17 protein-coding genes and 1 pseudogene are annotated in these 18,635 nt (G+C 73.2%); 4 read left to right on the forward strand and 14 right to left on the reverse strand.

The window, feature by feature from the left end; all coding sequences use genetic code 11:
• Position 1: 1 nt before the first annotated feature.
• The 4 genes from FU792_RS09765 to FU792_RS09780 are packed head-to-tail and all read right to left on the reverse strand — an operon-like array spanning position 2 to position 3,801.
• Positions 2-1,255, reverse strand: coding sequence for a threonine/serine exporter family protein (locus FU792_RS09765; protein ID WP_022925699.1), 1,254 nt, complete (start codon positions 1,253-1,255; stop codon positions 2-4).
• Between the two features lie 4 nt (positions 1,256-1,259).
• On the reverse strand, positions 1,260-2,099 hold the full coding sequence (locus tag FU792_RS09770; RefSeq protein ID WP_022925700.1) for a hypothetical protein: 840 nt from the start codon (positions 2,097-2,099) through the stop codon (positions 1,260-1,262).
• On the reverse strand, positions 2,087-3,517 hold the full coding sequence (locus FU792_RS09775; RefSeq protein WP_022925701.1) for a hypothetical protein: 1,431 nt from the start codon (positions 3,515-3,517) through the stop codon (positions 2,087-2,089). The genes FU792_RS09770 and FU792_RS09775 overlap by 13 nt, the downstream gene beginning before the upstream one ends.
• A complete protein-coding gene (locus tag FU792_RS09780; protein ID WP_149814718.1) occupies positions 3,481-3,801 on the reverse strand; it encodes a hypothetical protein in 321 nt (106 codons plus the stop codon). Before FU792_RS09780 ends, FU792_RS09775 begins: the two co-directional genes overlap by 37 nt.
• Before the next feature lie 318 nt (positions 3,802-4,119).
• Here FU792_RS09780 and FU792_RS09785 point away from each other — a divergent pair, with 318 nt between their 5' ends.
• The gene (locus tag FU792_RS09785; RefSeq protein WP_149814571.1) at positions 4,120-5,205 is read left to right on the forward strand and encodes an IS110 family RNA-guided transposase; all 1,086 of its coding nucleotides are present in this window, start codon (positions 4,120-4,122) and stop codon (positions 5,203-5,205) included.
• 57 nt (positions 5,206-5,262) lie between these two features.
• Here FU792_RS09785 and FU792_RS09790 read toward each other — a convergent pair whose 3' ends face one another.
• The gene (locus FU792_RS09790) at positions 5,263-7,185 is read right to left on the reverse strand and encodes an AMP-binding protein (RefSeq protein WP_022926085.1); all 1,923 of its coding nucleotides are present in this window, start codon (positions 7,183-7,185) and stop codon (positions 5,263-5,265) included.
• Between the two features lie 92 nt (positions 7,186-7,277).
• On the opposite strand from FU792_RS09790, the gene FU792_RS09795 reads away from it, so the two are divergent.
• A complete protein-coding gene (locus FU792_RS09795; protein ID WP_022926086.1) occupies positions 7,278-8,492 on the forward strand; it encodes an LOG family protein in 1,215 nt (404 codons plus the stop codon).
• 42 nt (positions 8,493-8,534) lie between these two features.
• On the opposite strand, the gene FU792_RS09800 is transcribed toward FU792_RS09795, so the two are convergent.
• The 7 genes and pseudogenes from FU792_RS09800 to pyrH all read right to left on the reverse strand — a co-directional run bounded on the left by FU792_RS09800 (position 8,535) and on the right by pyrH (position 14,361).
• Positions 8,535-9,032 carry a hypothetical protein gene (locus FU792_RS09800; protein WP_022926087.1) on the reverse strand — a complete coding sequence of 166 codons (498 nt, stop codon included), beginning with the start codon at positions 9,030-9,032 and terminating at the stop codon, positions 8,535-8,537.
• Positions 9,032-10,486: a hypothetical protein gene (locus FU792_RS09805; protein WP_052327904.1), complete on the reverse strand. Its 1,455-nt coding sequence runs from the start codon at positions 10,484-10,486 to the stop codon at positions 9,032-9,034. The genes FU792_RS09800 and FU792_RS09805 overlap by 1 nt, the downstream gene beginning before the upstream one ends.
• A 2-nt stretch (positions 10,487-10,488) precedes the next feature.
• On the reverse strand, positions 10,489-10,761 hold the full coding sequence (locus tag FU792_RS09810) for a hypothetical protein (protein WP_022926089.1): 273 nt from the start codon (positions 10,759-10,761) through the stop codon (positions 10,489-10,491).
• A gap of 45 nt (positions 10,762-10,806) precedes the next feature.
• Positions 10,807-11,989 (reverse strand): annotated as a pseudogene (gene rlmN, locus FU792_RS09815) (23S rRNA (adenine(2503)-C(2))-methyltransferase RlmN).
• 44 nt (positions 11,990-12,033) lie between these two features.
• Entirely contained in the window at positions 12,034-12,942 is a 909-nt protein-coding gene (locus FU792_RS09820) for a phosphatidate cytidylyltransferase (RefSeq protein ID WP_022926091.1), read from the reverse strand.
• A gap of 31 nt (positions 12,943-12,973) precedes the next feature.
• The gene (frr, locus tag FU792_RS09825) at positions 12,974-13,540 is read right to left on the reverse strand and encodes a ribosome recycling factor (protein WP_022926092.1); all 567 of its coding nucleotides are present in this window, start codon (positions 13,538-13,540) and stop codon (positions 12,974-12,976) included.
• A gap of 59 nt (positions 13,541-13,599) precedes the next feature.
• Positions 13,600-14,361, reverse strand: a complete 762-nt coding sequence (pyrH, locus tag FU792_RS09830; protein ID WP_022926093.1) for a UMP kinase — start codon at positions 14,359-14,361, stop codon at positions 13,600-13,602.
• 105 nt (positions 14,362-14,466) lie between these two features.
• Between pyrH and FU792_RS09835 the strand changes: the two genes are divergently transcribed.
• Entirely contained in the window at positions 14,467-15,267 is an 801-nt protein-coding gene (locus FU792_RS09835) for an aminoglycoside phosphotransferase (protein WP_022926094.1), read from the forward strand.
• A 72-nt stretch (positions 15,268-15,339) separates the two neighbouring features.
• Here FU792_RS09835 and tsf read toward each other — a convergent pair whose 3' ends face one another.
• Complete coding sequence (gene tsf / locus FU792_RS09840) at positions 15,340-16,167, reverse strand: translation elongation factor Ts (protein ID WP_022926095.1); 828 nt, start codon at positions 16,165-16,167, stop codon at positions 15,340-15,342.
• A 33-nt stretch (positions 16,168-16,200) separates the two neighbouring features.
• Positions 16,201-17,199 carry a 30S ribosomal protein S2 gene (rpsB, locus tag FU792_RS09845; protein ID WP_022926096.1) on the reverse strand — a complete coding sequence of 333 codons (999 nt, stop codon included), beginning with the start codon at positions 17,197-17,199 and terminating at the stop codon, positions 16,201-16,203.
• Positions 17,200-17,463: 264 nt separating this feature from the next.
• On the opposite strand from rpsB, the gene FU792_RS09850 reads away from it, so the two are divergent.
• Positions 17,464-18,627 (forward strand): pyridoxal phosphate-dependent aminotransferase, encoded by a 1,164-nt coding sequence (locus FU792_RS09850; protein ID WP_022926097.1) that lies wholly within the window; start codon positions 17,464-17,466, stop codon positions 18,625-18,627.
• Positions 18,628-18,635: the final 8 nt, after the last annotated feature.

The raw sequence follows: 18,635 nt of genomic DNA on the forward strand, positions 1-18,635 counted from the left end.
TTCATTGTGCCGTGCGGCGCCGCCAGGTGGCGGCCGGCCGGGACACCGGGAGCGCCAGCGCGGAGCCGATGAGCAGGCCGAGCGCGATCGAGGCCACGATCCCGACGGTCCCCAGCAGCGTCGCGCCGTCCCCGGTGCCGACCCCGATCTGGCTGACCCCCATGAGACCCACGGTCCCGGGGACGAGCAGCCAGAAGGAGGGCAGGAAGGCCACCAGCCGCGGCACGTCCTCCCGGAAGCGTCCCAGCAGCGCGGGGACGAAGGAGGCGACGACGGCGCCGGTGAACCCTCCGATGGGCAACGACGAGGCGCTCTGCTGCCCGGCCAGCTGGGCGGCGAAGGTCAGGACCAGGACCAGCGCCGACCACCGCAGCAACGACCACGGGAGGGCCTCGGAGAGGGTGATGCCGATCGTGATGAGCGCCAGCCCCAGGGGTGCGACCCACAGACCCGGGCCCTCGACCCGCACGTTGGCGAAGGCGCCCTGGTCCACCGCGAGGACCATCGAGGCGCCGACGACGCCGAGCGAGAACAGGCCCAGCTGCACCATCCCGTAGAACACGCGGGACGCCCCGGCGACCATCGCGCCCTGCGCCAGCTCGCTGACACCGGTGACCAGCAGCGCGCCGGGCAGCAGCACCGCGAGCGGGCAGATGAGCGTGCGCAGCGGGCCGTCCAGCAGACCCAGCTGGTACCCGCCGAAGGCCAGCAGCGCCACGGCGAAGGCAGCCAGCGAGGGCAGCAGCGAACCGAGCAGCGTGTGCCGCCCGGACTGCGTGAGGAGCAGGCTCACCACGAGGGACCCGAGCGCGGCGACGGCGACGTTGGGCAGGCCGGGCTGCAGGATGAGCGAGATCCCGACCGACACCCCCATGAGGCCGAGGTGACGCACCCAGGCGGGGTAGGGGTGCGGGAGGGCCCGGATGGCGTCGAGCTCGGTCTCGGCCTGCGCCATCGTCAGCCGTCCCGTGTCCAGGAAGTGGCGCACCGCGTGCACCGCGGCGCACTGGTCAAGCCGGAGCGGGCCGCGCACCGGGGCGATCGAGGCGGGCGTCCCGGCGCTGAGGCTGAGGAAGACCGCGGTCGGGCTGGCGGCGACCTGGACCCCCGGGTAGCCGGCCCGCGCACCCAGCGAGCGCACCGCCCGCTCGACGTCGACCACCGGCTCGCCGGAGGCGGCCAGCTCCCCGGCCATCCGCAGCAGCACGGTGCGGGTCAGCAGCGCCTGCTGCGGCTCGGGGGCGTGGTCGCTCACCGGCCTACGGTATGCCGTCCGGCGCGACCGGCTCCACGACGCGGTCCACCCACCCCCGCACGAGGTCACGCACGTCGCCGGGCGTGACGGGCTCGAAGACCGGCCCGCCGACCTCCCCGTCGGTGCCGGTCCCGGGCCGGGCCAGGTGGCAGCCGTGCTCGCCGACCGCCAGCAGGACCGACTCCTCCGGGCCGACCTCGGGGGTGGACCCTGGACCGGGCTCCGCGCCCGCGACGGGCTCGGGCCGCACCAGGGTGAGCTCCGCGAGCACCGATGCCCGCAGCCGCGCCGCCGCGGCGTCGGGATCGCCGAGGTCGAGGACCATCGCCTCGCCCTGCCCGGCCACCGCGTCCGGTGGCAGCACCGGCGCGAGGGCCCGGTCGGTCAGGTCGGACGGCTCGAGGCACAGATCCAGACCGTGCCAGCCGGTGTGGTGCTGGTCCTCGACCACTCCCCCGGCCTCGATCAGGTGCAGCAGCCGCAGGTCGGGACGGTCCTCCGCGCCTGCCAGGCGCCGCTCGACGACCAGGAGCGCACGGGCGGCGAGCCGCACGTCGAGCAGCAGGAGCACCAGCTCGGCCAGCGGCTGGTCCTCGACGAGCCGACCGTGGGCGTCGAGCAGGCCACGCCCCTGGAGCGAGCGCAGCGCCTCGTCCCGGGCACCCTCGCGCCGCTGGAGGTCTGCGCCTTCCGTCAGCGGCTCAGGTTGCGGGTCGAGCCCGAGGTGGGCCGCGTGCGCCCGTTCGAGCAGGTCGAGCTCCTCGGGCGTGACCACGAGCAGCGGGCCGGTGCCCACGCCCGGCACCTCGGCCGCGGAGGGATCGACGCCGGTCACGGTCCCCACCGGCCCAGGTCCACCGGCACCGGGAGTTTCGGTGGGAGGGGGACGACCGGCATGAGGATCGGGTCCCCCAGCTGACGCCACCAGTCGCGGACCGGCTCGATGTCGGGCAGCCGCCCGACGACCTGGTCGACCAGCTCCCGGGCGGGGAGGCGCAGCGGCGCCCCGGGCGGCAGCCCCACGACCCGGTGGCGCGGGTCGCGCAGCGGCTCCAGCACCGGCGCCACCGTCTCGCGGACGTCGGAGACCCGGCGCCCGACCTCGTGGGTCAGGGCGCTCCTGGCCCGGCCGAGCGCCACCCGCGCCGACCGCAGCCGGGTGAGCGCCCGGCCGTGCGCCCGCACCGTCGCCTCCCCCACCCGCCGCGCCAGCCGCGGGGCCTCCCGACGCAGGTAGCGAGCGGCGATGACGGCACCGTCGACCGCGGCGTTGCCGGCCGACCACGCCTGGTAGGCGGCCAGCAGCCCCACTCCGATCGGGCCGGCCACGGGCACGACCGGGGTGGCCACGACGAGCACACCCCCGATCAACCCACCACCGGCCAGCACCCGCGTGACGTCGCCCCGCCACCCGGAGTAGCCGCCGCCGTCCTTCACGTCCGACCAGGCCGTGAACCACGCCGCGACCATCCCGACCGGACCGGGGACCAGACGGACCCGCGACAGCAGCTTCGGCGCGTCCCGCAGCCGGCCCAGCGCGCGCAGCCGGCCCAGCGCCCGCTGGGCGCGCCGCAGGGCCACCTGACGCACCTGCAGGGCGCGGGCCCACCGGGCCCGGGCCCGGTGGATCACCACCTGCGTGGTCCGCACCACCCGCTCGACGGTGCCCCAGGCATACCCCACGGCGGCGAGTGCCTTCTTCGGGACCTCGGCGACCCGGCGCACGTCGTCGAAGAGGTCCACGGCCTCCCGGACCTGCTGCGCGCTGCGCTCCTGCGTGGTGCGGAAGTCCTCCTCGACCTCCTGGACCCGCCGGCGCGCGGTCTGCACCTCCTGCTCCAGCTGCTCGAGCCGTCGCCGCCACAGGGCCTCGAGCGCAGGCTCCGGCGGCGGCCCGGGCGCACGCAGTGCCGCGGACTCCCCCGCCGCGCGCTCCCCGGCCCGCTGCCACCGGAGCACCTCCTCGGTGGCGCCACGTGCCGCCGAGGCGCACTCGGCCACGGCGCGCGCAGCGTGCTGCGAGGGCCGTGCCGCGGACCGGGTCACCCGGTGCACGGTCTGCACGCGGGCGCGGGCCTGCCACGCGGCCAGGCCCGACCATCCGCCCTCCGTGGGGCTACTGCCCAGCACCTGCTCGGCCACGGACTCGATCTGGGCTCCTGCCTCGCGCAGCAACCGTGCTGCCCGCTCCAGCTCCTCCGGCGAGACGGTCAGCACCGAGCCGGTCACGGCGTCCACCCCGCCGGTCCGTGCGCACGCCACCCGCCGCTGAGGAGCCGCTCGACGAGCAGGTAGTCCTCCCGCGCCTGCCGGGTGGCCCGCGCGAGCGACCTGCCCTGCTGCCCCAGCTCGTGCAGCCCGCCGCGCCAGCGCCCGGTCACGGCCTGGGCAGCCTGCGCCAGCGCACCCTCGCCCGCCCCGTGCGCGACCATCGTCAGCACCCGCGCCACCCCGTCGGCGAGGTCCTCCAGCGCGGCCCCTGCCCCGTCCTGCTGCTGCGCCGCGGCGGCCAGCTGGTCGCCGTCCACGCGCACGACGTCTGCCATCTGCGCCCCTCCCTGTCGGTCCGGACCTGGAGCGTCCGGCTCGGTGTCGAGGCTAGGCAGGTCGGCGGCTCCGCCGCAGAAGTTGTCCACAGTGATGCTGTTGGTGCCGTCGTTACGCTCGATGGAAGTCCCGCCCGGCTGACCCTGTTGTCCACCGGCTTGGTGCCTTTGGCCTGATCTGTCGCCGGACGGGGCGCACGCACCAGCCAGACGGATCGTGACCTGATAGGAGCCTGGCGTAGGCCTCGTCACTGTGCTGTCCGCCCGACCGGTGGTGCGTGTCCAACCAACTGGATCAGAGTCGGAAGGACGCCAATCATGGTGACATCTACCGTCATCGGCGGGGTCGACACCCACGCCGACACGCACACCCTGGCCGCGCTCGACGCCCAGGGCCGGCTGCTGGGCACCAGGAGTGTCCCGGCGACCGCGGCGGGTAACAGGCGAGCCCTGGGATGGCTGAGCTCGCACGGGCAGGTCGACCGCGTCGGGGTCGAGGGCACCGGGTCCTACGGTGCCCAGCTCGCCCGCTACCTCACAGCCCAGGACGTGGACGTGGTCGAGGTCGACCGCGCGGATCGCAAGCAGCGTCGTCAGCGGGGCAAGAGCGACCCGCTGGACGCCGAGGCCGCAGCCCGGGCCGTGCTGGCCAGGACGGCCACGACGACACCCAAGACGCGCACCGGGCCGGTGGAGTCGCTGCGCGCGCTGAAGGCGACCAAGAGGGCCGCGATGAAGGCGATGGTCGCTGCCCGCTCCGCCCTGGTGCAGCTGGTCATCACCGCGCCGCACTCGGTCCGCGAGCAGCTGCACGGACTCAGCGGCACCACCCGCGTCGAGGCGTGTGCGCGGCTGCGCCCGGACCGCGACCGCCTGCATGAGCCTGAGCAGGCGGTCAAGCTCGCGCTGCGCCGGACCGCTCGCCGCTGCCTGGTCCTGGCCGAGGAGATCGCCGAGGCCGACGCCGACCTCGACGCCCTGGTCAAGCACACCGCCCCCGGACTGCTGGACCACTTCGGTGTCGGCCCCGATACCGCCTCTCAGCTGCTCATCACCGCTGGTGACAACCCCGACCGCATCCGGTCCGAGGCCTCCTTCGCCGCACTGTGCGGGGTCAGCCCACTGCCCGCATCCTCCGGACGCACCGACCGCCACAGGCTCAACCGCGGCGGTGACAGGCACGCCAACGAAGCCCTCTGGCGGATCATCATGGTCCGTCTCGGCCACGACGACAGGACCAAGGCCTACCGGGCCCGACGCAGCGAGCAGAACCTGAGCAAACCCGAGATCATCCGCTGCCTCAAGCGCTACCTCGTCCGCGAGCTCCTGCCCACCATCCGCGCCGAACTCGCCCACGACACAGCCCCACCGCAAGCACCATCAACCCTCGATCCAGCCGCTTGACAGGTCATAGGAGCATCAGGCCCGGGACGTCGTCGTCACGGACCGGTACGCCGACGCCTACTCGCGGAGGACCGTCCGCAGGGTGTCGAGGACGCCCTGGTCCTCGATGGTGGACGGCACCATCGGCGTCTCCCCGTCGGCGATCTGCCGCATCGTGCGCCGCAGGATCTTGCCCGACCGGGTCTTGGGCAGCGCGTCCACGACGTCGACCCGCCGCAGCGCGGCGACCGCCCCCACCTCGGAGCGCACCCGCGCGACGAGCTCCTCCCGCAGCCGGGCCACCCCGGCCTCACCGGTGTCGGTCCCCGACTTGAGCACCACCAGGGCCCGGGGGACCTGGCCCTTGAGGTCGTCGGCGACGCCGATGACCGCGCACTCGGCCACCGCCGGGTGCCCCGCCAGCGCCTCCTCCAGCGAGCCGGTCGAGAGCCGGTGACCGGCGACGTTGAGCACGTCGTCGGTGCGCCCCATGACGAAGACGTAGCCGTCGTCGTCGACATACCCTCCGTCGCCGGACAGGTAGTAGCCCTCGTGGGCGGACAGGTAGGAGTCGACGAAGCGCTGGTCGTCCTGCCACAGCGTGGGCAAGGTCCCGGGCGGCAGCGGCAGCCGCAGGCAGATGGCGCCCTCCGTGCCGGCCGGTACCTCCATCCCCTGCGGGTCGAGCACGCGGACATCGTAGCCCACGGTCGGCGGTCCGGGGCTGCCCGGACGGATCTCGAAGAGCGCGCCGTCGGGCCCGACCGGGTTGATCGCGATCGGCCAGCCGGTCTCGGTCTGCCACCAGTTGTCGACGACGGGCACCCCGAGGTGCTCGGTCGCCCACGACCAGGTGTCCGGGTCGAGCCGCTCCCCCGCGAGGAAGAGCGCGCGGAAGCCGGACAGGTCGTGGCCGCCGATCAGCTCCCCGGCCGGGTCCTGCTTGGTGACCGCCCGGATCGCCGTCGGGGCGGTGAAGGCCGCGACGGCGCCGTGCTCGGCCACCACCCGCCAGAGGGCTCCCGCGTCCGGGGTGCCGACCGGCTTGCCCTCGTAGAGGACCGTGGTCGCCCCGGTGAGCAGCGGGGCGTAGACGATGTAGGAGTGGCCGACGACCCACCCGACGTCGGAGGCGCAGAACCACGTCTCGCCCGGCTGCACGCCGTAGAGGTGCGTCATCGACCAGCGCAGCGCGACGGCATACCCGCCGCTGTCGCGCACGATGCCCTTGGGCCGGCCCGTGGTCCCCGAGGTGTAGAGGACGTAGAGCGGGTCGGTCGCGCGCACCGGCACGCACGCCGCGGGCGCGACGGCGTCCGGGTGCATCAGCGTGGCCCAGTCGAGGTCGCGCTCCCCCAGCTCGCACGGCTGCTGCTCGCGCTGCACGACGACGCAGTGGTCGGGGGTATGCCCGGAGCGCTCGATGGCGGCGTCCAGCATGGGCTTGTAGGGCACCACGCCGGAGGGCTCGATGCCGCACGAGGCGGACACCACGACGGTGGGCCGGGCGTCCTCGATCCGGGCGGCGAGCTCGGCCGGGGCGAAGCCACCGAAGACCACGGAGTGGACGGCACCGATCCGGGCGCAGGCCAGCATCGTGATCACCGCCTCCGGCACCATCGGCAGGTAGACCACGACGCGGTCCCCCTGCCCCACGCCGAGGTCGCGCAGCACGCCGGCGCACCGGGCCACGAGGTCGAGCAGCTCGGCATACGTGTAGCGCCGGGTGGTGCCGGTGACCGGGCTGTCGTAGATCAGCGCGGTCTGGTCGGCGCGCCCGTGGACGACGTGACGGTCGAGGGCGTTGTAGCAGACGTTCAGGGTCCCGTCGGGGAACCAGCGGGGGAAGTGCGGGTCCCTGTCGTCGAGGACCTGGGCGGGTCGGTGGATCCAGTCGACGAGCCCGGCGGCCCCGCCCCAGAAGTCGACCGGGTCGGTCAGGCTCCCGGCGACGAGGTCTCGGTAGGCCTGCGGGGACGCCGGGTCGCTGATCGCGCTCATGGGTCCATCACACACCCGCGCCGGACGCCGCGCCACACGTCACCGTCCGGCGGTCCCGATCCTGCGACGGGCGGCGGATAGGGTCGCGAGGTATGCAGCGCCGCCAGCCCGTCAGCGAGGACGTCTCCGACCTGCGGGTCGGTGCCGGGCGCACGGCGGAGGTGCGCTACCGCAGGGTGGAGCCGCGGGCCGGGGACGGCCCGCGCGAGGTGGAGGACCGGGCGACCTGGCGGCGATGGCTGGAGTCTGACGGGCCGCTCCCCCCGCTGCGGGTGCAGGGCCTGGACCTCACCGCCGACCGGGAGCTGCTCCTCGAGCGCGCGGACCTGGGTGGCCTGGTGGTCCTGGGCGGCCACCTCGACGACGAGGTGGAGGCCCACCTGCGGGCCGGCGGGGCCCTGGTCTTCCCCGCGGCACCGCAGGCGCCGATCGACCCCTACCGCGGGCACCTCTACACCGCCGAGGAGCTGTATGCCGGCCTCGAGCAGGACGGGTACGCCCAGACGCCCGACGCCCGGGCCTACCGCTGGTTCGAGGACGCCGTGCTGCGGCACGACGCCTACGTCACCGCGCTGCGCGCCATCCACGACGACGCGATGTCCGACGCCCTGGCCGGGGTGCTGACCGACCGGCGGGCGGTCGGGGTCATGGGTGGGCACGCGCTGCAGCGCGGCACCCCGGAGTTCGCCGCCGCAGCACTGCTGGGGCACCGCCTCGCCGAGGACGGCGCGGTGGTGCTCACCGGTGGCGGGCCAGGGGCGATGGAGGCCGCCAACCTCGGCGCCTGGGCCGCGGACGAGGAGCTGCTGCAGACCGCGCTCGACTCCCTCGGCCGGGTGCCCGGCTTCGCGCCGGACGTCCGCGCGTGGGTGGAGCCCGCGCTGGGGCTGCGGGCGAGATCGGGCGAGGCGGTCGTGCCGCGTCGGCTGCGCAGCGTGGGCATCCCGACCTGGTACTACGGCCACGAGCCGCCGAACGCCTTCGGCCAGCTCATCGCGAAGTTCTTCAGCAACGCGCTGCGTGAGGACCTGCTGCTGGCGCACTCCCGTGGCGGCCTCGTCGTCCTGCCAGGCGCGGCCGGCACGGTGCAGGAGATCTTCCAGATGGCGACCCGGCTCTACTACGAGGTGGACGCACCGGAGGAGGGACCTGCGCCGCTGGTGCTGGTGGGCCGCGAGCACTGGACCGAGCGGCTGCCGGTCTGGCCGCTGCTCCAGGCACTCGGTCAGGGCCGGTCCATGGGCGGCGCACTGCACCTCGTCGACACCGTCGAGGAGGCTGCCGACCTGGTGACCGGGCGCGGCTGAGGCACCGGGGTGCCCCGGGGCGGCGCGTATTTCCCGCAGTCCTCAGGAGCTGCAGAGCGGCGCGACGATCCCGTCGTCGGCGAGGCGTTCGGCATCGCCCTCGGTGACCCATTCCCCGTCCGGCGTGAGCCAGGCCGACGGGTCGTCCGCGGGCGGCGCGAGATCCATCCCCGACCACGTGGTCCTGGAGAAGGCCGTGCCGTCCTCACCGCGCACCACCACGGTGACCGGACCCTGCTCCCCGCTCGTCGGGGTGGCAGCGTCTCCGCTGAAGCCAGGTGGCGGCTGCCCCACCACCACGGTCTCCACCGTCCCGGTGCCCGCGTCGGCGACCATCCCCCACTCCTGCGCGTCCGTGCTTGCGTCCTCGCCCACGGTGACGTCCACGCCGGCCACACCAGCGCATTCACGCCCGGCCCAGAACTCGAGCCGGCCGTCGACCTGGCGCAGACCGACGAGGGATCCCTCGGGATCCTCGGGCGCGCTCCAGCATCCCGCCAGAGCTACCAGGAAGAGCGGAGCCACGGTCGCCCGGGGCATCAGTCGACGCACTGGAAGTATCCCCCGTCCTCGAAGCCGGCCTCTTCCTCCATCGGGTGACCGCACGGGTCCAGGGGGTTGTGCCACAGGTAGCGTGCGATGAAGCCCGAGTAGCCGTACCGTGCCCACTGCTGGGCGTGCACCTTCTCGTGGCGCAGCACCCGCCACAACGGATGGATCGAGTCGGGCGGGTCCTTGGTGTCGTTCTCGACCATGTCCCTCAGCCGTGCCGCCGGGTCGCTCGACTCGTCGTTGACCATGAAGATCTCGCCCCACATGGTCCCACCCTCGTAGGCGAACAGATCCGTCGTGCTGGGCATGAGCCGGTCCTCTCCCACCGCCATGAAGATGCCGTGGGGCGTCGCTGCCAGGGCCGCGCCGTCGTCGAGGACGAGATCGATGTCACCATCGCCGAACCAGGTGTCGAAGGTCCAGGAGTTGGCGTCCCGCCGCCAGGCGTTGCTCGAGGGCTCCCCGCCCGCGAGGAGCTCGGTCAGCTCGGCGATCCGTCGAGCGTCCTCACCGTGCTTCGTGGTGATGAGGAAGTAGGCGCGACCGTCCGGGTCGCGCATGACCTCGAGCTCCTCGAGGAGGTCGAAGGTCCGGTCGTCGACACCCTCCTGCTGCGCCAGCGCGACCGGATCACCGCCCTGGGCCTGGACGTGCTGGAGCCACTCGCGCAGGTAGGCGGCGGGTGGGTCGGCGAGGACGCCCTCGTCCACCAGCTCGTGGTATCCCTCGATCACCGCTCGGGCGTCCGCGGTGGGGACGGCGATATCGGCGTGCAGCCCCTGGGTGGCGGACAGGAAGTCGGCGAGCGCGACGGCGTCCTCGCCGTCCCCGGTCATGATCACCTCGGCGAGAGCCTCGGCATACCCCTCGGGCAGCTCCTCCGCCCGGGCAGCGGTCTGCAGGGCGAGCCGCAGCCCGCTCATGACGCCCCCGTGCGTGCGGGCGTAGTCGAGGTCGGCCTGCCCGGTCCGCTGCACCTCCATGTCCACGGACTCCAGGTATGCGGCCAGCTCTTCCGGGGACAGGGCGTCGAGCAGCGCCGAGGCGAAGTAGGGGTCGCTCGCATGCTCGCCGAGCTGCTCGGCCAGCCGCTGCGTGTACGGGCCGTCGGCGATCTGGTCGGCGAGCTCCTGCGCGAGCTCCTCGGCCTCCTCGGGTGTGAGCTCGGACAGCTGCGACTCGTCGATCTGCACGCTGGCCTGGATCCCCGGCGTCGAGGCCTCGACCTCCTCCGCCAGCGCCAGCCTGCGGCGCAGCATCGGCACCTGCGAGGTCAGCCAGTCCCCGGCCGTCCGCACCGCAGCGGCGTCCCCAGAGCCGAGGTCCGCCTGGTCCAGCAACCCGGAGAGCTCCCGGTGTGTGCTCTCGCCCTCGTCGCCGACGGCCCGCACGTCCTCGATGAGCCGCCGCATCGCCGCCAGGTGGATCTGGGTGAGGGGCACGACTACCTCGGCTCCCCCGCCGGGATCCGGGCCGGCGTGGTCGACCACTCGGCCCGGAGGGCCGTGGTGGTGGCCTCCGCGCCACGGAGCAGATCTCGTCGGGCCTCCTGCAGCCCCTCCTCGAACGGCCGCGCGGCGGATGACACCCAGGCGCCGGCGGCCAGGGCGTCCCGGGCCGGCCTCAGCACGTCGTCGAGCTCCTGCTCGATCGTCTCCGCGCGCTCCACCAGGCGGCGCAACTCGGCCTTGCGCGGGTTGGCCACGTCCTCCGACATCGGTCGACCCCCTCGTCGTCGTTCTCCCCCAAGATAGCCCCGGCGTCAGACCGAGGCGGCGAGCTGGCCGCAGGCGCCGTCGATGTCCGAGCCGCGGGTGTCCCGCACCGTCGTGGGGATGCCGTGAGCCAGCAGACGCTCGACGAACTGCTGCTCGACCCCCCGGCGCGAGGCGGTCCACCTGCTCCCGGGCGTCGGGTTGAGCGGGATGGGGTTGACGTGCACCCAGCCGCGGCCGCGGGCGTCGAGCTTGTCCCCGAGCAGGTCGGCGCGCCAGGCCTGGTCGTTGATGTCCCGGATGAGGGCGTACTCGATCGAGACGCGTCGCCCGGTCGCCTCGAAGTAGCGTAGCGTCGGCGTCCAGCGCCTCGTCCACCTTCCACCGGGTGTTGATCGGGACCAGCTCGTCGCGGAGCTCGTCGTCCGGCGCGTGCAGGGACAGCGCGAGGGTCATGGGTATGCCCTCTCCCGCCAGCCGGTCGATCCCGGGCACCAGCCCCACGGTGGACATGGTGATCCCGCGCGCCGACATACCCAGCCCCTCCGGAGCCGCCTCGACGAGCCGGTGGACGGCACCGAGCGAGGCCTTGTAGTTGGCCAGCGCCTCGCCCATCCCCATGAAGACGACGTTGGACACCCGCAGTGCCTCCTGGACGTCACCGCCACCCTCGTCGCTCTCCTCAGCGCCTCCACGGAGGTCCCCGTGCCGCAGCGCGCGGGCGGCGGCGACGACCTGCTCGACGATCTCCGCGGTGGACAGGTTGCGCGTCAGACCGGCCTGACCGGTCGCGCAGAACGGGCAGTTCATGCCGCACCCGGCCTGGCTGGAGATGCACATCGTCACCCGACCCGGGTAGCGCATGAGCACCGACTCCACCATCGCCCCGTCGTGCAGGCGGTGGACCTGCTTGAGCGTCTCCCCGTCGTCGGCGGACAGCGTGCGGACCGGCGTGAGCAGCGGCGGGAGCAGCCCGTCGACGAGCTCGCCGCGCCCGGCCTTCGGCAGGTCAGTCATCTGCTCGGCGTCGGTGACGAGCCGTTCGAAGTAGTGGCGGCTGACCTGGTCGGCGCGGAAGGCGGGGATGCCCAGCTCGCGCGCCCAGTCCTTGCGCCCGGCCAGGTCGTGGTCGGCGAGGTGGGTGGGCGCCTTGCCGCGCCGGGGCGCGCGGAAGGTCAGCTGGCCCGGGGCGGGGCGGTCGGTGGAGGGGGTGGGGAGCTCGGTGGTCATGGCGTCCCCAGTGTCTCAGGTCGGGCCCCGACCTGCCGCATCCCTCAGACGAAGAGCCGCAGCAGCGCCCAGCAGACGGGCGCCGTGACGACGAGCGAGTCCAGCCGGTCCATGACGCCGCCGTGGCCCGGCAGGATGCTGCCCATGTCCTTGATGCCGAGGTCGCGCTTGATCGCCGACTCGGCCAGGTCACCCACGGTGGCGAAGGCTGCGGCGAAAGCGCCGACGACGGCACCCGCCCACCAGGGTCCGTCGAGGATCAGCGTCACGCAGGCCACGCCCACCAGGGTGCTGGTGCCGACCGACCCCGCGAAGCCCTCCCACGACTTCTTCGGCGACAGCGAGGGTGCCATCGGCGTCCGCCCCCGCAGGACGCCCACGGCATACCCTCCGGTGTCCGAGGCCACCGTGACCAGCATGAACGTGATGATGCGGCCCACCCCGTCCGGCTGGGCGAGCATCAGCGAGGTGATCCCGGCGAGCAGCGGCACGTAGGCCACGATGAAGACCCCGCCGGCGACGTCCCGCGCCGCGTCCTCCGGGTCGCCGACGCTGCGCCAGGCCAGCACGAGGGCGGCTGCGGTCGCGAAGCCGACCGCGAGCGCGTCGGCGCCGCCGTAGTAGGCGAGCGGGACCAGCCCGACCGAGGCGAGCACCGGCGGCAGCGGCGGGGACACCCGGCCGCTGCGCAGCGCCCCGACGAGCTCCCACACGCCGACGACCGCGGCGGCGGTGACGAGGTAGACGAAGGCCGGCTTCCAGAAGACCAGGCTGGCGATGATGAGTCCGCCCAGGAAGACCCCCACGCCGATGGCGGCGGGCAGGTTGCGCCCGGCCCGTGGCGTGCGCCCGGGCTCCGCGGCCCGCGCGGCGCGTTGCGCGGCGCGCGCCTCCCGACGGGTCGTCGGCGCCTCCCCGGTCTGGGCCGGGGCGCCGGAGGTGGGCTCCGTCATGAGGGTGGGTGGTCGCCGGGGCTCGGGCTGCTCAGACCTCGAGCAGCTCGGCCTCCTTGTGCTTGAGGATGTCGTCGACGACGTCCACGTGCCGCTTGGTCAGCGACTCCAGGTCCTTCTCCCCCCGGGTGCCCTCGTCCTCGCCGATCTCGCCGTCCTTGACGGCCTTGTCGATCTGGTCCTTGGCGTGGCGCCGCACGTGCCGGACCGACACCTTGGCCTCCTCGCCCTTGGTGTGCGCCAGCTTGATGTACTCCCGGCGACGCTCCTCGGTGAGCTGCGGCATGACGATGCGGATGGCGTTGCCGTCGTTGCTCGGGTTGGCGCCGAGGTCGGCCTCGCGCAGCGCCTTCTCGATGTCCTTCATCGCGCCCCTGTCGTAGGGGGTGATGAGCACGGTGCGGGCGTCCTGGATGCTGAAGCTGGCCAGCTGCTGCAGTGGCGTCGGGGCGCCGTAGTAGTCCACCTCGAGCTTGCTGAACATGCCGGGGTGGGCCCGGCCGGTGCGGATGGACGCCATGTCCTCGCGCGCCACGTCCAGCGCCTTGTCCATCTTCTCCTCGGCCTCCAGGAGGGCCATCTCGACGACCTCGGACATGATGTCGTGCTCCTTATCGCGTATGCCGCCCGTGCGGCTGGTCGGTGTGCGGCGGCGGGTCAGCCCGCCGTGACGAGTGTGCCGATCCTCTCACCCTTGATGGCGCGGGTGATGGAGTCCTCGCCGTCCATGCCGAAGACGAGCATCGGCAGCGCGTTGTCCATGCACAGGCTGAAGGCGGCGGCGTCCACCACCCGCAGGTTGCCGGTGAGCGCCTCGGAGAAGGTGAGCCGGTCCAGCTTGCGGGCGTCGGCGTCGGTGCGCGGGTCGGCGGTGTAGACCCCGTCGACGCCGTGCTTGCTCATGAGCACCTGGTCGCACTTGATCTCCAGCGCCCGCTGCGCCGACACGGTGTCGGTGGAGAAGTAGGGCATACCGGCGCCGGCGCCGAAGATCACGACGCGGCCCTTCTCCAGGTGGCGCATGGCGCGGCGCGGGATGTAGGGCTCGGCGACCTGGCCCATGGTGATCGCGGTCTGCACCCGGGTGTCGACGCCCTCCTTCTCCAGGAAGTCCTGCAGCGCCAGGCAGTTCATGACGGTGCCGAGCATCCCCATGTAGTCCGCCCGCGCGCGCTCCATCCCCCGCTGCTGCAGCTCGGCCCCGCGGAAGAAGTTGCCGCCGCCGATGACGACCGCGATCTCCGCCCCGGAGCGGTGGGCGTCGGCGATCTGGTGCGCGATCCCCTTGACCACGTCCGGGTCCACGCCGACGTTGCCGCCCCCGAAGGCCTCCCCCGACAGCTTGAGCAGGACCCGCCTCGGGGAGTCGTCGGACTCGGGCGCGGCGGCGGTCTCGTGCTCGGGCACCGTCGTGGTCATGCGGATCCTCCTGAGGTCGTGCCGGGCGGTCGCTCGATCCTGCCACACCACCCCAGGAGCGGCGATCCGCACCGTCCCGGCCCCGGCTCTCGGCACACTGGGGGTATGCGCAGCCCCTCCCCGTCCGTGCTCGAGTCGTTCGGGCTGCGGGGCGGGACCTGCCCGGTCCGCGGCGGGCAGGGGACGTGCTGGGAGGTCGACGGGGCCGTGCTCAAGCCCGACCAGGACCCGGACCTCGTCCGCTGGCTGGGCACCGAGCTGGCCGAGGTCGACCAGGAGGGCTTCCTGCTGCCATCGGTCCTCTCGGCCACTGACGGGTCCTGGGTCGTGGACGGATGGTCCGCGAGCGCCTACGTGGGCGGCTCGGGCGCGGAGGACGGACCGGTCGACTGGCGAGCACTGGTCGAGGCCGCGCGCTGCTTCCACCGGGCGACGGCGCGGCTGCCGTGCCCCGACCTCGTGGCTCGCCGCGACGACCCGTGGGCGCGGGCGGACCGGGCGGTCTGGGGCGAGGAGACGCTGCAACCTCCCCCGGTGCTCGCGCCCCTGGCGGAACGGCTGCGTCGCACGATCGGGGCCGCCACGAGCCGACAGCGCCAGGTGGTCCATGCCGACCTGGCGGGCAACGTGCTCCTCGCTCCCGGCCAGACCCCCGCGATCATCGACGTCTCACCCGTGTGGCGACCGGTGAGCTATGCCGAGGGCATCGTCGTCGCGGACGCCGTGTGCTGGCACGGCGCCGACCCCGACCTCGGCCCGTCCCTGGACATCCCGACCGACGATGTCGCGCGCGGGCTGCTCTTCCGGGTGCTGGTGCTGGGCCTGCTGCACGACGACGGCGAGCGCGACGCCCTGGTGGACCAGGCCCGCCGGCATACCCGGGCGGCGGACGTGCTCGGGCTCTGACCGGCTCCCCGGACGACCGGAAGGCCGGGCCCCGACGGGGACCCGGCCTTCCGGCGACCGCTCAGGCTGGCGTCAGACGCCGACCTTGAAGCGGGCGAAGCCGGTCACCTGCGCCCCGGCCTCGTCGGCCACCTTGGCGACCGTCTTCTTGTTGTCCTTGGCGAACGGCTGGTCGAGCAGCACGTTCTCCTTGAAGTAGCCGTTGACGCGACCCTCGATGATCTTGGGCAGCGCCTGCTCCGGCTTGCCCTCCTCACGGGCGGTCTCCTCGGCGATGCGCCGCTCGCTCGCGACGGTCTCGGCGTCGATCTCGTCGCGGGTGAGCACCGAGGGGGAGAAGGCCGCGACGTGCATCGCGATGTCGCGGGCGACCTGCTCGTCCCCACCGGTGGTGGCGACGAGGACGCCGATCTGCGGGGGCAGGTCCGGCATCGTCTTGTGCAGGTAGGACACGACCTGGTCGCCCTCGACGCGGGCGACGCGGCGCACCTCGATCTTCTCGCCGATGGTGGCGTTGGCGTCGTCGAGGACCTCCTTGACGGTCTTGCCGTCCAGCTCCGAGGCCAGCAGGGCGTCGGCGTCGGTGGCCCCGACCGCGACGGCCTGGGCCAGGACGCGGTCGGCCAGCTCGCCGAAGTTCGGGCCCTTGGCGACGAAGTCGGTCTCGCAGTTGACCTCGACCAGGGTGCCGACGCCACCGTCGACCTGGGCGCGCACCAGACCGTTGGTGGCCGAGCGGCCCTCACGCTTGGTGACGCCCTTGAGCCCCTTGACCCGCAGCAGGTCGGTGGCCTTCGCGGTGTCGCCGTCGGCCTCGTCGAGCGCCTTCTTGACGTCCATCATCCCGGCGCCGGTGGACTCGCGCAGCGCCTTGATGTCAGCGGCGGTGTAGTTCGCCATGAGTGCTTCTGTGCTCCTTCGTCGAACGGTGCGTCAGGACTGGGTGGTCTGGGCGTCGGCCTCGACCGGCTGGGCCTCGTCGGCCTGCGTGTCGACCTGCGCCTCGTCGGCCTGCGTGTCGACCTGCGCCTCGTCCTGCTCGGCCTGCTCGGCCTGCTCGGTCGCGGCCGGCGTCGCCTCGGCGTCCTCCGTCGCGGCGGCCTGCGCCTCCGCGGCGGGGGCGGTCTCGGCGGGGGTCTGCTCGGAGGTCTCCTCCGCGCCGGCGAGCAGCTCGCGCTCCCACTCGGCCATCGGCTCGTTCTCGGCGCCCTCGCTCTCGGCGCCGGACTCGCTGCCACCGCCGGAGCGGGCGATGAGGCCGTCGGCGACGGCGTCGGCGACCACGCGGGTCAGCAGCGTGACCGAGCGGATGGCGTCGTCGTTGCCCGGGATCTTGTAGTCGACCTCGTCCGGGTCGCAGTTGGTGTCGAGGATCGCGATGACCGGGAGGCCGAGCTTGCGGGCCTCGGTGACCGCGAGGTGCTCCTTCTTGGTGTCGACGACCCACACGGCCGAGGGCACCTTCTGCATGTCGCGGATGCCGCCGAGGGTCTTCGCGAGCTTCTCGTACTCGCGGCTCATCATGAGGAGCTCCTTCTTCGTGCGGCCGCTGCCGGCCACGTCGTCGAAGTCGATCTCCTCGAGCTCCTTCATGCGGGTGAGGCGCTTGGAGACGGTCTGGAAGTTGGTGAGCATGCCGCCCAGCCAGCGGTGGTTGACGTAGGGCATCCCCACGCGGGTCGCCTGCTCGGCGATGGACTCCTGCGCCTGCTTCTTGGTGCCGACGAACAGGATCGACCCACCGTGCGCGACGGTCTGCTTGACGAAGTCGTAGGCCTCGTTGAGGTAGGTCAGCGACTGCTGCAGGTCGATGATGTAGATGCCGTTGCGCTCGGTCATGATGAAGCGCTTCATCTTGGGGTTCCAGCGACGGGTCTGGTGCCCGAAGTGGACGCCGCTCTCCAGGAGCTGGCGCATGGTGACGACGGCCATGCCGTGGTCTCGCTTTCTTCTCGGTTGCAGTTGTGTCCTGGCCCGGGGACGCTCCCCACCCGCCGGATCGCTGGTGCGAGATCCGTCGGGACCGCGGGGTGCGCCACCGGCCGCTGGCCGGCATACCTCGCAGGTATGCGGTGCGGACCGGTCGCGCCCGGGCGCGAATTCGCGCGTCACACCCGCCCGAGGGCAGGACGAGACGCACGTGCCTCCCATCGTACGGGACCGGGAGCCCCGGCCCCGAATCGTTACGGTGTCGGCATGAGCGATCCCCTCGTGCAGCGGCTGCGACCCTTCGGCACCAGCGTCTTCGCGGAGATGACCCAGCGGGCGCTGGAGTTCGACGCGGTCAACCTCGGGCAGGGCTTCCCGGACACCGACGGACCGTCGCAGATGCGGGAGATCGCGGCGCAGGGGCTGCGCGACGGGCTCAACCAGTACGCCCCCGCCCGCGGGCTGCCGGACCTGCGCCAGGCGGTGGCCGAGCACCAGGACCACTGGTACGGCATACCGCTGGACCCGGCCACCCAGGTGCTGGTGACGGTCGGCGCCACCGAGGCCATCGCCGCCTCCCTCATCGCGCTCGTCGAACCGGGCGAGGAGGTGCTGCTCGTCGAGCCGTCCTACGACTCCTACGGCGCCGCGGTCGCCATGGCCGGCGGCGTCCGGCGGACCGTGCAGCTGAGCTTCCCGGATCTGGAGCTGGACCTCGACGCGATGCGCGGCGCCGTCACCGGGCGCACCCGGGCGCTCGTGCTCAACACCCCGCACAACCCCACGGGCAAGGTCTTCAGCCGGGAGGAGCTGGAGGGGATCGCGGCGATCGCGCAGGAGCACGACCTGCTGGTTGTCGCGGACGAGGTCTACGAGCACCTGGTCTTCGACGGGCGGCGGCACACCCCGATCGCCACCCTCCCCGGCATGTTCGAGCGCACGCTCACCATCTCCTCGGTCGGCAAGACGTTCTCGCTGACCGGGTGGAAGACCGGCTGGGTCAGCGGACCGGCCCACCTCGTCGACGCGGTGGCGGCGGTCAAGCAGTTCCTCACCTTCGTCGGGGTGACGCACGTGCAGCCCGCCGTCGCGCACGGGCTCCGGATGCCCGACGACTTCTTCACCGGCTTCGCGGCGCGGCTGCAGGCCAAGCGGGACCTGCTCGCCGCCGCGCTGGCCGAGGTCGACGTGCCGGTCAGCCCGTGCGGCGGGAGCTACTTCGTCATCGCCGACCTGGCCGGTCACGGGGTGGACGACGCGGTCGACTTCTGCCGGCGTATGCCCGAGGAGCTCGGGCTGGTCGGCGTCCCGGTCTCGGTCTTCTGCGACGACCCCGGCCCGGTGCGGAGCCTGGTCCGTTTCGCCTTCTGCAAGCAGGACGAGGTGCTGCGCGAGGCGGCGCGCCGTCTGCAGGGTCTGGGACGGGCCTGACACCCTCA

This window comes from Serinicoccus marinus DSM 15273 (assembly GCF_008386315.1).
Taxonomy (GTDB): domain Bacteria; phylum Actinomycetota; class Actinomycetes; order Actinomycetales; family Dermatophilaceae; genus Ornithinicoccus; species Ornithinicoccus marinus.